This is a genomic window from Jutongia huaianensis, from assembly GCF_014384985.1.
Classification (GTDB): Bacteria; Bacillota; Clostridia; order Lachnospirales; family Lachnospiraceae; genus Jutongia; species Jutongia huaianensis.
Genome location: NZ_JACRSX010000019.1, coordinates 18875 through 34689 on the forward strand (window position 1 = coordinate 18875; position 15815 = coordinate 34689).

The 15815-nt window shown below is 46.3% G+C and carries 10 protein-coding genes; 1 reads left to right on the forward strand and 9 read right to left on the reverse strand.

Translation table 11 applies throughout. The features are described from left to right. Nucleotides 1-14 precede the first annotated feature (14 nt). Nucleotides 15-209 carry a helix-turn-helix transcriptional regulator gene (locus H8704_RS11840; protein ID WP_118678444.1) on the forward strand — a complete coding sequence of 65 codons (195 nt, stop codon included), beginning with the start codon at nt 15-17 and terminating at the stop codon, nt 207-209. Here H8704_RS11840 and H8704_RS11845 read toward each other — a convergent pair. From H8704_RS11845 to H8704_RS11885, 9 genes are all read right to left on the reverse strand, one after another. After that, the gene (locus H8704_RS11845; RefSeq protein WP_249298391.1) at nt 206-2101 is read right to left on the reverse strand and encodes a GGDEF domain-containing protein; all 1896 of its coding nucleotides are present in this window, start codon (nt 2099-2101) and stop codon (nt 206-208) included. The two genes, H8704_RS11840 and H8704_RS11845, sit on opposite strands and share 4 nt — an antisense overlap. 112 nt (nt 2102-2213) lie before the next feature. Next, a complete protein-coding gene (locus H8704_RS11850) occupies nt 2214-3248 on the reverse strand; it encodes a sensor histidine kinase (protein WP_118678448.1) in 1035 nt (344 codons plus the stop codon). 21 nt (nt 3249-3269) lie between these two features. Next, the gene (locus H8704_RS14280; RefSeq protein WP_118678450.1) at nt 3270-3956 is read right to left on the reverse strand and encodes a response regulator transcription factor; all 687 of its coding nucleotides are present in this window, start codon (nt 3954-3956) and stop codon (nt 3270-3272) included. 3 nt (nt 3957-3959) lie between these two features. Then, nucleotides 3960-6509, reverse strand: a complete 2550-nt coding sequence (locus H8704_RS11860; protein ID WP_249298392.1) for an ABC transporter permease — start codon at nt 6507-6509, stop codon at nt 3960-3962. After that, nucleotides 6503-7183, reverse strand: coding sequence for an ABC transporter ATP-binding protein (locus H8704_RS11865; RefSeq protein ID WP_118678454.1), 681 nt, complete (start codon nt 7181-7183; stop codon nt 6503-6505). The genes H8704_RS11860 and H8704_RS11865 overlap by 7 nt, the downstream gene beginning before the upstream one ends. A 135-nt stretch (nt 7184-7318) precedes the next feature. Beyond that, nucleotides 7319-10963 carry an Ig-like domain-containing protein gene (locus H8704_RS11870; protein WP_249298393.1) on the reverse strand — a complete coding sequence of 1215 codons (3645 nt, stop codon included), beginning with the start codon at nt 10961-10963 and terminating at the stop codon, nt 7319-7321. Between the two features lie 177 nt (nt 10964-11140). Beyond that, a complete protein-coding gene (locus H8704_RS11875; protein WP_022463767.1) occupies nt 11141-12784 on the reverse strand; it encodes a putative manganese-dependent inorganic diphosphatase in 1644 nt (547 codons plus the stop codon). Further along, nucleotides 12785-14956, reverse strand: a complete 2172-nt coding sequence (locus tag H8704_RS11880; RefSeq protein WP_249298394.1) for a tetratricopeptide repeat protein — start codon at nt 14954-14956, stop codon at nt 12785-12787. It lies immediately after the preceding gene. After that, entirely contained in the window at nt 14953-15768 is an 816-nt protein-coding gene (locus tag H8704_RS11885) for a nitrilase-related carbon-nitrogen hydrolase (RefSeq protein ID WP_249298395.1), read from the reverse strand. Before H8704_RS11885 ends, H8704_RS11880 begins: the two co-directional genes overlap by 4 nt. Nucleotides 15769-15815: the final 47 nt, after the last annotated feature.

The window sequence follows — 15815 nt, forward strand, 5'->3', positions numbered from 1 at the left end:
AAAGTAGGGTTGCTATGAAGAACTTAAAACTAAAATCTGCCCGTGCCGCCAAGGATATGTCCCAACAGGATCTTGCTACGGCCGTCGGCGTATCGAGACAGACCATCAATGCCATCGAGAAGGGCAATTATAATCCTACGATCCATCTGTGTATTGCCATCTGCAAGGTTTTAGATAAAACACTGGATGAGTTATTCTGGGTAGACTAGCGGTTCTTTTTCTTATTGCGGTACATCAATGTATCCGCCTCGCCGATCATCTGCTCAATATTCAGATCCCGCGACCGTTCCTGTATAACCACTCCGATACTTGCTGTAATCCTGTATGGCTTTCCGTCTACTCCCGCTGTCCGGTCAATATGCTCCTGCAGCCGCTGTCCCAGAATCTCCTCTGTCAGCTCCGTGACATCATCCGCAAAAACAATACTGTCAAACTCATCCCCGCCAAACCGGGCACATACCGCTTCCGTTCCGCAAATCGCCTTTACACCATGAGCCAGGGTACAAATTGCAAAATCTCCCTCTGCATGACCATAGGTATCATTGATATGCTTTAACCGGTTCATATCCACAGAGACAAGCACCGCATACCTGCGTGTTGTCTCCGACAGCATTCTCGTAAAATACTTGTAAAAGCCCCGCCGGTTATACAGCTCCGTCATCGCATCCAGCTCCGACAGATTGGCCAGCTCCTTATTGGCTCTGAGAAGATTTTGTTTCAAACAATTCAATTGCTGATTCTGCAGTACCAGATTGATGGAATTGGAAAGAAACATACTAAACTCATCGCATCTTTGTGCATCTCTCTGATGAATATCGTGAAAACCATCTACCGAATAACCATACACCGTTTTTCCGGCATTGAGTACACGAACCAGAATGATCTCCCAGCTGTCATCCTGCGCATTGAGCACATCAATCCATTTTTCAATCGGAAAATGCTCTCCGGCCTTCTGAAATCTTCCATCACCGCCACACATCAGAGTAACCATTGAATGATATTTTCCATTGACCTCCGTTCCCTGTATCAGTTCCTCCTTCACAGCCGCATACCGGAAATCATTACGCCAGATATATTCTGTCTTTGGCAGAATCTGTGCCAGATCATGCATGGAGCGTAACGGCAGAGCTGAGGTCAGCATCTGATTCATTGCGTGAGTATGCCATGCACAATCTCCCAGAGAATCTGCTAAGCCGCGAATGATCTTATTTCTGTTGACTTTTCCGGCAGCAGGACATCCACAGGACTCATTTTTTTTCACAATATATCGAATGGAAAAGGACTCCGGTCGGATCTGTCCGGTCGCACGCCACTCCTGCACTTTATCAAAGATAAACCATACCGCCCCCTCATAATCCGGAGCGCAGGTTGCCAGAACCGGACGATAATATTTGCCGTCATTCACACCGTCAAAACCGGTCACGATCACATCCTCCGGCACACGATATCCAGCCTCCTCCAATACATTACACGCGACTAAAGCCATGACATCATTGGCACAGACAATCGCCTCCGGCATCGGCAGATCCGACTTGAGAAACCGTTCCATTTCCTTCCTTGCCGGGACCTCCCAGAACTGTCCATATCCGACCCGCTCCTCCTCAAAGGCAATGCCATTTTCCTCCAGTACTTTTCGATAGACCATCACTCTGTCCTCAGAAAGTGCATGACCTTCAAATCCCGCCAGCATATTGACACGACGTGCCCCATGCTCCTCCACCACATGACGCACCATTTTCTCAAATCCGGAAGTATAATCATGACGGATCGGATAACTACCTCCCGCTTCCCTGTCCAGACAAAAGCATGGGATATGCCGTCTCCGTGCGATTCCTGCAATTCCATCGATCAACTCCATGTTCTTGATGGTCTCACCCAGAATAATAAACGCCTCCAGAGGCAGATATTCCGCCAGACCACAGAGTTCTGCCTCGGCCGGCGTACTGTCAGCTCTCGACGGAGTTGTTGTATCCATAGAAAAGATAACAAACTTATAGCCCTCCTTCTTGCCGAGATTTTGCATTGCATGTATAAAATTAAGATTGTTCTCCTCAAAGGTTCTTGCAACAAACAAACCGATCAATTTTACATTTTCTCCCATGTCTCTTCCCTCACACATTTTTGCTAATAAAATAGAAAACATTCCGCACTTACAGCATTTGTACAGTTATACATAGCGTACCATAAATTACCCGGAGTTTCAAGAAAATCCCTTACAGCCTGAGATATATGGAAAAAATATTCCCCTGCTCCGTTGCCTTCACAGAAACATATCCCCCCTGCCGCAATGCGATCTCCCTTGTGAGGTAAAGTCCCAGCCCGATCCCCTCTTTTCCTTCGCTGTTCTCTCCTCTGTAAAATCTCTGAAAAATGCGGTTTTTCTCTTCCTCCGGAATGGAACCGTTCTGATCTTCTACGGAAATCTCTGCAAAAAGTCCCAATTTCCGGACAGATAAAATAATGCTCTTATTCTGCGCATTTTCAGAATATTTCACAGCATTATCCAGCATATTAAAAATAGCTTCTGCCGTCCAATCTGCGTCAAACTGTGCCCACAGCTCCTTTTCCCTGTCCTCCCGGTAAATGATTTCACATCCCATGTGACGTGCTTTGGGATAAATATCTTTCACCGCCTTTAATACCGTTTCGCTGATCTTATTTTTCTGACATTTCAGATGAATCAATCCCGTCTCAAGACGGGATATCTTGATCATATTCTCCGACAGAAAGTTCAGCCGTTCCACCGACAGGCATATGATATCCACATATTCTCTGTACTGTTTTTCGGATAGTTCTTCCTTTTGAAGAAAACGACTGTACATTTTCAGATTGGCCAGAGGCGTTTTTAACTGATGAGACAGATCCGATATGATCCCCTTCATGCGTTCCTGATCCTGTCTCGTCATTTCATTTTGATGACGCATTCTCCGGATCAGCTTGACCACATTCCCCTGCAGCTTGGAAAGCATGGTATCCTCCGTCTCCGGAAACACCTCTCTCTCCGTGAGCTCCATCAATGTATCCAGCAAATCGGACAGTTCCTGCACAACTCCCGTAATATATGATCTGTCCATACGATGCAGCCAATATACCATTCCATCCAGAAACAGGCAGGCCGCACCTACTATGCAGCCTGCCATGCTTTTCCCTGTATCCCACACAATGTAAACCGGAATCATCACTGTGACCAACGTACACAGGACGATCAAAAAGTTCTTTTTATTCTGATAGGATTCTCTGACCTTCAATCACTGATTCCCCCTGTCATTTCACATATCGCCAAATGTATAGCCAATTCCAAATACCGTAATGATATATTCCGGATTCTTCGGATCCTTCTCCAGCTTCCGGCGGAGTCTCCGGATATATACATTGAGTGTATTTTCATCCACATAATTTTCATCAATATCCCATATTTTTTGAAGCAGCATCTCCCGTGTCATAACCTGACTCCGATTGTCAATTAAGAGCTCCAGAATCCGATACTCCGTTCCGGACAACTTTACCGGTTCCTGCTCCCGAAAGACCTGCTTTTTGCCAAGATCTACCGCAAGTCCCCGATAACAAAACATCTGACGATCCTCTTCTCCCGCACTGCGTCGGAGCACCGCTGCGATCCGTTCCGACAGAAGTTCCACAGAAAACGGTTTTGCCATATAATCATCTGCTCCTGCCCGGAATCCCCGGATCATATCCTCCTCCGTATCTCTGGCAGTCAGAAAGATCACCGGTACAGCCTGTCTCCGCCGCCAGTTTCTGCAAAACTCCATGCCATCCCCATCCGGCAGGTTGCAGTCCAGAAGCATCAGTGCAATCGTCTCCGCTCCTTTGTCCGTTATCCGTCGTGCTTCATGAAGAGAATGGGCACACAATACCTGATATCCCTTTTTTTCCAGATACAACTTCACTCCTCCGCACAGGTTTACATCATCTTCTACGATTAAAATTGTCTTCACTTTTTATCCTTCCCGTCTCATGCGTTGTACCACGCTCTCCTTTGATATCATATAATATACCACAGCCGGAACGATCATACAAATAACCAGTGACACCACGGCAATCCCGGCCATAACGCCGGCAGGATAATGAAATATCGCATAATCCGCCATTGTCTTTGCCGCTCTCGCAAACAAAAAAATTATCACATTGCCAAAAGTTAGCAGCAGTCCCATACTGATCAGTCCATAATAGCCTCCCTCCCACAAAAGCATACGGCAGACCTGCTTCTTCGTCATTCCCACACTCTCCATCACTGCAAGCTCTGTTCGTCTGGTAAAGACACCGGTAAGCATAACATTGATATAATTCAGCACTCCGATCATGATCAAAATTCCGGAGATCCCACCTCCCAGAATCTTCATTGTCATTATAGAGGTGGAAAATTCCTTTGCGGCTTCTGACTTTATCGTGGTATTGACAACAGCCGTATTTGATTTTACCAGCTCCTTCACCCTTTTTGTCACACTGGCTTCTGCTTCTTTCCTGCAGTTTAAGATCATATTATCACTACCCGGATCATCCGTGATCCGGCTAATCGCCTTATCACTCACCAGAATTGCCTCCGGTGCTCCTATGGACATCCAGTAATAACCAATCTCAAAACCTTCCATGGACGTAAGACACGCACCTACCTTTATGGTGGATTCTTTATCCGTTTTCCGTTCCACCAATGTAAGTGTTTTCCCTTTCATTTGCTGGGCCTGCTCTTTGGTATCTACCGTTCCGATCAGACATATTTCCCCTTCTTCAAATGCCTTCTCATCGATCCTCTGATCCTTTTCGGCACGCTCATTATATTTTCGGATATCATCCTTGCCTATGGAAATGACCGGACAGGAGTACATACTTTTTTTGTTCTTTTTTTCCTGTGCCCTGCGATAAAATTTAATGCTCTCTTCTCTCTCCTGCGCTATCATCTGATCAGTATCCAGAAATGGCTTATACAGCTTTTCATCGAAGGGAAGCACAATATCTGCTGTACGGTTCCATCGAAAAGAAGTGATCCCCGGAATCTTCTGAAGCTCCCCTGCCATCGTTTCCAATGACCGTTTCTGCTCCTTCATCTGCTCATTATTTTCATCGGTGCCGGTGTAGATCACATAATCATTTGGCACATATGTTTCCAGATAATTTTCCAGTTTAATACTTCCCAAAATCGTATCTACAGCCAAAAAAGCGATCATTCCCATAAATAATGACGCAAATACAAAAATCGCGCGTTTTTTGTCACGAAACACATTGCGAAACGCCATCCGCCGGATTTTCCCACCCCTTTTGGTATGATGGGAACGCAGCTTTTCCTGATATTGTCCGTTATATTTCATAGCCTCTACCGCAGAAATATTGCCGGCAAATTTTGCGGGTTTACGGCAGCTGATCCATATGGTGACCAGGGAAAACAGAACGGTCGCCACAAAGATCTCCGGCCGGAACTGTATCCGGCTAGGCATGGCATCATTTCCTCCGATCGCAAGAGCATGAAGTGCCGCCGGAACAATTCCAAATGCACAGACGACTCCCAGGAATATTCCGGCCGGAATTCCAATCCCTGCCAGATGCCAGACCTGTTTCTTTACAAGCTTCTGAATCTGTAATGGTGTGGTCCCGATTGTTTTTAACATTCCGTAAAACCGGATATCTTTCGTCACAGAAATATACATCACATTATAGATCAGCAGATAACCGCTCAGGATTATGATCACTCCTACTGCAAGTAACACAGCGACAACGACCAGTCTCTCGCCGGCATTATTCTGATCCTCGCTAAATGACGACTCCCATGCCTGCGTTCGTTTCACACCGTTTGCTGCCATAATCTGATCCATGCTGACCTGATTCTGCAATTTTTTATATAAAATATATTTCATCCCTCTTTGGGCTGAAATGGACAGCGTTTTATTTTCTCTTTTATCGAGTCCCATTTTTTGGACATATTTCTTTGAAACAAGACTCACCGCTTTTCCATAAATATAGTCCCGGTACCACCCGCTCAAGGTAAAGGTTTCCTCCCGGTCTCCATCATAAAGCGTTACTTTCTCTCCGATTTCCGGCTTTTTCACTCCGGCCACTGCAAGAGACGTCTCCGACATCATAATCTCGTCCTGCTTCTCCGGATATGTTCCATGGATACGGCTGATCGCCGGAATAAAATTCTTCTGATATTCTACCGTATCATAATACCACAACGCCACCGTTTTTTCTCCGGAAGCTTCCTTTCTGCTGCCGGCACTGACCTGCACTCCCATAGCCCGCAAATCCTGCATCTTCCTGATCTGATCCATCTGCTGTTTTGATGGCTGCTCCAGCCAGATCGTACTCTGCGATCCCAGATTTCGTATCTGCATAATCCCCAGATTCTGTATCAGGCTGACGCCAATGCTAAATACAGACGTAAACATAAATGTGGTCAAAATGATCGCCAGCACTGCAAAAAAATTTCTCGTACGTTCTGCTTTCATGGATCGTCTGCTGAGGCGGCGAAGCACCTCCTGATTATTATTTTTTAACACGATACCTCACCTGCCTCTGCTTTTCCATCCTCAATCCGGATCACCTGATCTGCCATCTGTGCAATTTCCTCATTATGTGTGATCATTACAATGGTCTGATGAAATTCCCGGCTGGTCACCTTCAACAGAGAGACCACATCCATTCCGGTCCGGCTGTCCAGATTGCCCGTAGGCTCATCTGCCAGAATGATCGCCGGCTTCGCTGCCAGAGCTCTGGCGATGGCAACACGCTGCTGCTGTCCTCCGGAAAGCTGATTTGGCATTGCGGTAATCTTGTGCTCCAGCCCCAGTGTCCGTATGATCGTATTCACATACTCCTCATCAATCCTGCTGCCATCCAGCTCAATGGGCAGCACAATATTCTCATATACATTTAAGATAGGAACCAGATTATAGTTCTGAAATACAAAGCCGATGTTACGGCGGCGAAAAATGGTCAACTCCTCGTCATTCATTTTAAAAATTTCTTTTCCCCGCACCAGGACTTCTCCGGAGGTAGGTCTGTCGAGACCTCCCAGCATATTTAACAGCGTGGATTTTCCACTACCGGAGGAACCGGCCACTGCAATAAATTTTCCCTCCTCCACCGAGATTGAAACATGATCCAGTGCGTGTACTTCGTTTTCCCCTTCCCCATACTGTTTACATAAATCTATGGTTTTTAATATTTCCATCTTTATTCCTCTCTTTCCTTTTGATTTTCTCTGAGGCTCATTATAGCATCCGCATCTTACAATCTCATTACAGTTTCAACAAAAAAAAGAGGGAATTAAAACTCCCTCTTTTTCATATTCCTGCGAATCAGAATACTATTTCACAATATATTTTTTCTTGATTCCCATGCCCTTTTTATTTCTTGCTTTTACGATTACCTTATCTTTTGATATCAAAGGCTTCTTGAGCTTCACCGTATAATTGCCCCCAAAATCAATGGAAGCGATATACTTCTTTCCATTGACAAGGATAAATACCTTGGTATTGGTATTCTCCACGGTCACACCATCGGCTTCTGTTCCATCTCCGACCACATCAACATGACCGGTAACCTTTTTCAGACCGGCTTTCAGCTTATCCACCTTCGGAGTATCCGGCACAACCTCTATTTTCTTTGTCTTTAATACCGGACTGTTTCCCTTTGTATTGGTAAGATATGCATTTACCTTCACTCCGGAATTGGTCTTCGTAATCTTCCTCTGGTAACGGTACATTTTCTTGGAAGCCACATATTTTTTCTTGGTGATCTTATACTTCTTTTTGCCCACTGTGATCGTAGCGCTTTTACACTTCTCTTCAGAGAATACCTTTACCTTGGTAGACAGATTTGTCACTGTCTGCATGGTCGGCTTTGCCGGAACCGTCTGCTTCACGACTCTTTTGGTACCCATGCTGACACGGTTTGCAACGTCCACGGTACGCATTTTCACCTCGGTTTTTGCTGTCAGAAGATACGGCAGTGAAAATGTATAGCTGCCATCACTTGCAATATTCATTGCTATCTTCTCTACCGTATAATCCTTGTTATAAAGCTCACACTGCTTATACAGTTCTTCTGTTCCGTCATCCTGCATAAATACTGTTTTTTTGCTGTCCAAAATAAAGAACGGATATACATTTTTATCATTGATCTCTCCGGTCACCGTTCTGACCGCCGTGGTCAATTTCTCCATCACCGGCTTGTTCGGTCCGGTTCTCTTTACCGTGACAACGGTTCTGGCACTGCAGCGCCCCTCGTCATCCTTTACATAGACAAATATTTTCTTGCCCGCATTCTGTGGTGGCAAAGCGTACTTGAAAGAACCGTTATCATTTACAGTAGTCTTATAAACCGTCGAATCCTCCAACTCGAAATAAATCGTTGTTACAGGCTCTGCCTTACCGGAAATATATGACTTACGATTGGTATAGGTATCTACCTTCGGTGCCTCCAGAATGCCTTCATTGATATTATTGATCCTGATATAACGGATCGTTACATTTCCCTGTCCATCCACTGCTCTAACCGAATATATGGTATTCTTGTCAGCCGCAAAAACACCGTCCTGAACTGCCTTGGCATTATTCCAGGCAATGGAATCTGCCAGATACTTTCCACTCAGATAGGACAGCGAAACAATTCCTGAGCGGTCTGTTGCCTGAACGGCTACCTTAACCGGATGGTTTGTCTCGATCTCTGTCAATGCTGCCAGATTCAAGTCCGGTCCACTGTGATCCGCCAGATCCATCGCATCCAGTCTGGCTCTGTAATAATCAAAATTCTCAGAGGAATCTAGCTTTTCTTTAATCCAGGATCTCGCATTTACAATGTCCTGGGCTGCAGATCCTGTTTTCAGTATGTAATAATACTTATCGGAATATTTTACATTCCAGTTATTATCCTCCAGATTTCCCAGCGTACCACATTCTGCCTGCTTCATCAGATATTTTTTGAAATAATCTCTGGTATCAGCCATACTCAGCTTGGTCATCGCCTCCACCTTGAACATTTCCGGTACTGCTGTAGTATCCAGTCTGTTGACGATCAGCAGGAACTGATCCGTGTCTTTAATCTCCTGCCCGTTTCTGGTCATGCTGGTAACACGCCAGGTATCATTAATCTTTTTGCCATCATAATCATAACGTGGTGCTACGCTGGTATCAATCGTATACTCCACACCATCGAGAATATAGAAACGGCTCAGATCTGTCAGATACATTTCCCGCAGAGAATACTGCAGCGGTCTTGAGCCTTTATAATTAAGAATGCCTGCCAACAGATCACTTGTCTGTGATATTCCTTTATTTCCTGCTGATAATTCCTGCGTCTCAAAAGGATTTTCCGTTACTGCCGCTGTTTCCACAGCCTCAGGTGTCGTTTCCGGCCCGGTTGTCACATCCGGAACATCTGATACCCCCGGCATCTGCTCCGGTTTTCCGGATGTCTCCGGTGTCACAGATGGTTTCCCGGAAGCTGCGACCTCCGGTGCCGGACTACTGCTGATCGCCGATCCGGATACCACATTGTTACCGGCTGTTTCATAAGCACTGGCCGACCATTCCAGCCATTCCCGCAACTGTGCTCCGGTCACTTTATAACGCCAGAGCTGTATTCTATAGTTCATTAACTGATAGAGATCTGCACTGGTAAAATAATCCTTAATATCATAATAGTCCAGACCACTTCCCGCACCATACCGGGAATATCTCGAAGCAGCCACTACCGGAAGCCCCTTACAATCCGTATTATCATTATTTTGATATTCCATGCCATAGGAAATCGCCATATCATTTAACAGCTGAATCGGGCTGCTGTCCTCCAGCGTACCCAGATAATTCTGCCATCTGGCATCGGACTTGAGCTCCGCAAGCACCTCTGTACTGTCCGCTGCAAATGTAGTGCCCCATTTATCCATATATGCGGCTATCTTCTGGTCAATTGCCGTATTTGTTTTTGTTTTGCGAATCTGCGACTTTCTGCTTACAATTCTTTTATCCGGAGAAATCCCCAGATCGATCACGCCGATTCCCTGTCCGCTGTTGGCTACCATCACAAGATTTTTGCCATTCACAAGATGGTTCTTGGTATCAACACCTTCATATTTATCATAATATGTCGACCCGTCTGCACAGAAGTTAGAATGCTTATGACCACATAAAACAGCATCCACTCCGTCAATCTTTGTCAGGGCATATCCCACATTTTCATCCATCAAAGCCGGCTGCTCTGTTCCCACACCGGAATGTGCCAGCACAACAACTACATCTGCGCCTGCATCCTTAAGCTTTTTGGTCTCCTTCTGTACATTAGCAACCATATCCTCTCCGGCAAGTACACCGGTATAATCACATCTCTTTTTGGATAATGTCGGAATCGACTCTCCGATCACCCCCACCTTAACCGTTACATGCGATCCATCTGCTGTTGTCAGTGTTTTTTCAATGATCTTGTTCTCATTAAAAACATGTTTTCCTGTCACCGCATCCGTAATGTTTGATGCAATTACCTTATCCTTCAGTCCGGTTGCTTCATACTGCTTCTGGATATAAGGAAGTGTATACTCATAATCGTGGTTTCCCAAAATGATCGCATCATAATTTAACGATGCCATCGCCTGATAAATCGGCTGGATCTCATTCTGGTCATGCTCATAAATATAATCCGTGGTGTAATCATACATTACATCACCCAGATCAAATAAAAGTGTATTGCCATCCGGCACTTCACTTTTCGCCTGTGTCAGCAAAGTAGAAGCCTTTGTCAATCCCCCATTGGCAAATAAGGTTCCCTTTGAATAATCCACATCCACAACCTGTCCATGCAGATCGGTGGTAAACATAATCCGGAGATCTGCCGTGTCACTTGCAGCTGAAGCAGTTCTTACCGGTATTGCTCCCAGCAGCTGCACTGCCAGCATGATAACTGCCAGCATCATTGACATTCTTTTGTTTTTTTGTTTTCTTTTTTCCCCTTGAAACATATCGCTTTCTCTCCCCCTTTTTTTGCGATTTATGATAAATTTAATGGTTACCATAATTAGTTTATTCCCTGTTTATGTCAAATCTCTGTCAATTTTCTTACAATTTCCAGTCAGATCTACGCAATATCCCCTCTGTACTGACTTTGTGAAAAATATCTTTTACACAATTTACTTTGATTATTGCTGGATTGCCTGCATCAGTGCCGGAATCAGCTGTTTCTTTCGTGACACCGTGTTTTCCAGAATAATCTGATCGGTATCGTCCTTTAGATGAAAAGCCTCCAGTGCAAGCTCCTTCGCTCCGTTACCTGCACAAAGCAGCTCTGTGGTTCCCTGCAGGATATCCGTCAACATAAAGAACAGCATCGGAATGGAATGCGCCGTCAGCGCCTTTGCCATATATGGTATCATCCGCTCCCGGACATCCTCCAGATCCTTCTGGGTCATGGAATTGATCTGTCCAACACCAAAGGATACGTCATTTACTACAAATTTCTTGAAATCCTGATAAAATATTTCCTCCGGAGTCTTAGCAGACAGATTGCTCCCTGCGGCAAACATTTCCGCCGCATAGCTTTCCGGCTCGATCCCGGCGATCTGCGCCAGTGCGTATGCCGCCTTTTTATCCGTCTCCGTGCATGTCGGGGAACGAAAGATCAACGTATCAGAAAGAATTGCAGAACAAAGCAGTCCAGCAATTTCCCTGCTGATTTCCAGCTCCTGCTCACGGTACATCTGATAAATGATCGTTGCCGTACAGCCCAATGGCTGATTGCGGAAATATACCGGATTCATGGTTTCCAGGCTGCCGATTCTGTGATGGTCGATCACCTCCAGAACCTCTGCCTCATCCAGACCGTCTACCGCCTGTGTCACTTCATTATGATCCACCAGCACCAGACGCTTTTTGCGGGCCCCCAACAGACTTCGTCTGGAGATCATACCATAATAACTGCCGTTGAGATCCATAATCGGGAAATCACGATATCGTTTTTTGGCCATGGTCTCCCGGATATCATCCACATAATCATTGCGCTGAAATGTGATCAACGCCTTTTGTTTCATGAAATAACGGATTGGCATACTCTGATTGACCAGTCGTGTTGCCGTGTAGGTGTCATATGGCGTCTTGATGATAAAACAGCCCTTGCTCTCCGCCAGCTTTTTGATCGTAAAGGATACCAGCGAACCATCACACACAATAATACATTTTGCCCCCATCTCAATGGCACAAAGCTGGGATTCATAACGATTTCCCAGAATCACAATGTCATCCTTCTCAATATAATTCTCCATGAGATCCGGATTCGCGGCCGCGATCAGACATTTTCCCGATTGAATGATCTCATCCGGGTCTCCGACAATCATCTCTCCCTCCAGTGTCTCGATCAAATTGCGGAATGGGGTCTCTGCCTTGGCAATAATGCAACTGTCATAAACATCCATGTAAGATTTCGCAATATCTTCTATGGTGATCAGACCTTCCAGCTGGCCATTTTTGCAAACCACCGGCAGCGTTGCCAGACCACCCTCCTTCATAATCTCCCATGCACGTTTCAGGGAAATATCACTCCCCACGCCCGGCACCTGGACCACATCAATATCAAATACCTGCGTCCGTACATCGCTGAGATATTCCGGCTCCGGCACCCCAAACTTCTGAAGCACAAAGCGTGTCTCCGAGTTGATCTGGCCGGCTCTCTTTGCTGTATAGTTTTTGCCTGTCATCTGCCGCTTGAACGCCGCATAGGCAATTGCAGAGCATACCGAATCCGTATCCGGATTAATATGACCGATTACATGTATTTCCTCTCCTGCCATTTACTGATAATCCTCCTCACTGTACTGCCCAATATCAATTACATATTCAAAACGTCTTGCCAGTGCCGGAGCCACGCGGAACAGCTCATCCAATGTGTTTCCATCGTCTGCAAGAACCACAATAAAGTCCCCACGGAAGGCATCCATCACGGCAAAAATCTTTGTGATCGTGGAAAATGCCAGCTCAGATGCATTGTCGATCAGAAGGCAATTTCCCTTGATCTGGTTACATACTCTTAACAGATCCATCTGATTTAACTGGGAAGAACTGATCTTTGCAATCTGGTTGGTAGAAAGAAAGCCCTTCTCATAATTGACACGAACTATTTTTTTCGTGATACCGATAATCTTGTCCTCTCCTTCACCCATCAGTACAAAATGCTTTGGCTCCAGCTCTCCAGCGATCAATGTCAAAATATCATTAAAGGAATGATGAAGCGCTCTGGTCGTCGGCAGCTCATCCTCCTCCAGCTCCGGCAGATTGCCAAGCTCCGGGCTGTCCTCCGGAATCACCTGACGAAGCTCCGGTATATCAGGCTCCGGCATGATCTGATCCAGTTCGATCATGGTAACGTCATCCTCCTTCACCGGAAGAACTCCGGAGGATACGATCTCCTCCATTCCGACAGGACGCTGAACTTCCTCTACGCCCTCCGGCTCTACGGCAATTGTGTCTGCTTCTTCCACAGCCTCAGCCGGAGCCATCTCCGCATCTGCTGTCTCCTCTGCCGGTTCCGATACATCCATTGGAATATATGTCTTTCCAACCTTGCTCTGAACCGCCTGTGTCATACGGCCAAGTACGTCCGAAGCAAGATTTGGTACATCGCTGATCCTTCCGGCGGCATCATCCACAACAGATACTGCCTTCTCCTTCAGCTGTTCTCTCTTTTCTGCCTCAAAGATCGCTGTGATCTCTTTTGCCAGATCCTGGGTAATACCAAAACCTGACTGGGATGGCTTCTCCGGCTTTTCCGTCTCCTCCTGCGCTGCTGCCTGCTCCGCCAGCACATTTTCCACGGCTGCCGCCAGAGTATTTTTCATTTCCTGGCTCATCGGAGCAACGGTACTCTGCGCTGTCTCCGTCCGCTCGGAAGTCTCCGGTCTCCACTGATCCAGATCATCCTCCCCGGCAGATACCGGCTCCACGGCTGCCGCCGCCTCGTCCGTCTCCTCATTACTGTTTTGCGCCGGTTCAGTGGTCTGAGGCACCATATCGGCTGCTTCCTCATCCTCCGGATAAGTCTCCTGCAGATGTTCTTCCTCGGTAGTCTCTTCCTCCGTCCTGTCTTTGCCTCCGTGCTTCCAAAGACCTCTCAGCAGATGAAATCCACCCTTCGCCTTCTGTGTGATCTCCTCCGGTGCGACTAAAAGCTCTCCATCCTCCGTCTCGTCATCGTAATCGTCTACAAAATCCTCGTCCTCATCATCAGCGTCTTCTATATATTCCCGGCGTTTCTCTTCACGTTTTTTCTTTTTCATTTTTTCGATTTCCTGCCTCATCAGCTCCGGTCCCAGATCCGGCAGAGAACCAGTATCCTCCGGATTTGGTTCCTCCGGAGGATCTACTGTATAATCTCTATCTTCATAGTATATCGTTTCATCCTCATCCAGATAATCAAGCAGCGCCTGTGCCCGCTCCACAATCTCTCCGTCACCAAACCAGAGCTTGATATCTTCACATTCTCTCCGGCATTCTTCCTCCCGGCCGGCTCTCTGATACAGCTTTGCAAGCTCGTATGCCCATTCCTCTACATAATCCTCTTCCTTGAGTCTCTCCAGCGTCTCGATCAGGCGGTTAAAAGGCACTCCCTTTGCCTTATCGATACGATAACGCAGGATCAGGCTCTCCTGCTCACTGTGATTGAGGTCCTGAAACTCCTCATAAAACTCCTCCGCCTCGTCGAGATGATTGGTCCGAATGGCGAGATAGATCAGACGGTACAGCACCTTTTTATTTCTGTTTCTTTTGTAGATCCGCAGATAGATTGCCTTTGCTGCTTCAAACTGCTCCGTCTTTACATAAACCTCTGCAAATGTCTGCAGCTCCGACTGGGACTTCACCTGACGCACATCTATCGTCGAAAGCACTGCTGCCGCCTTCCGATATTTTCTTTCCTCTACCAGATTCTGCACCTGGGAAATCCTCACTGCCATCTCATATTTACTCATAAACTCTGTACCTTCCTTATTTTTTCGTATTGCTGTATATAAAAATCATTTCTGCGGTCACACTTCATCTGAAACTTCTGCCGGAGTCTCTCTGCATCCTCTCCAATATCACAGACAACGATCCCTTCCTGCCCGTGTAATGTACCGATCATCTGTCCCAGAGGATCAAATATACTGCTGTCACCACTGTAGCTTAGCCCGTCAATATCTCCCACGCAATTTACCCCTGCCATATAAGACTGGTTTTCAATGGCTCGTGCCTTCAGCAGAGCCAGCCAGTGGTCTGCACGGGAAGCCGGCCAGTCCGCAATAACTACCATCAGATCAGACTGATCCGATACCGCCTGGAATATCTCAGGAAACCGCAGATCATAACATACAAACAAGCTGATCCGGTGTCCACAAAACGGTACCGTTACCAATTGATCTCCTCCCTGATAAACATCCGCTTCCCCTCCATACCGGAACGGATGCAGCTTGACATACTCCGTCAGCTCCTGTCCATCCTTGTCCAGTAAGGTAAAACGATTTGTTCCCTTCTCCTGCCCCAGCTCCGGCAATGCTGCCCATCCAAAGCCCACAGCCATTTTGTACCGGACTGCCAGCTCTTTCATCTGACGAACCGTATCCGAAGCCTCTCCGGATTCTCCGATCTTTGCCAGATTCATCGAAAAGCCCGTGAAAGACATCTCAGGAAAAAAAAGGATATCTGCCTTCTGTGCCGATGCCTGTTCCATCAGTTTTTCTGCTTTTTGCAAGGACAACTCTTTGTCCTCCCACACCATATTTAATTGTCCCAATGCAATTCTCATATGAAGTTTCACACTCCTTTGAGTTTTCTACCGCTGTAGTATCTCTA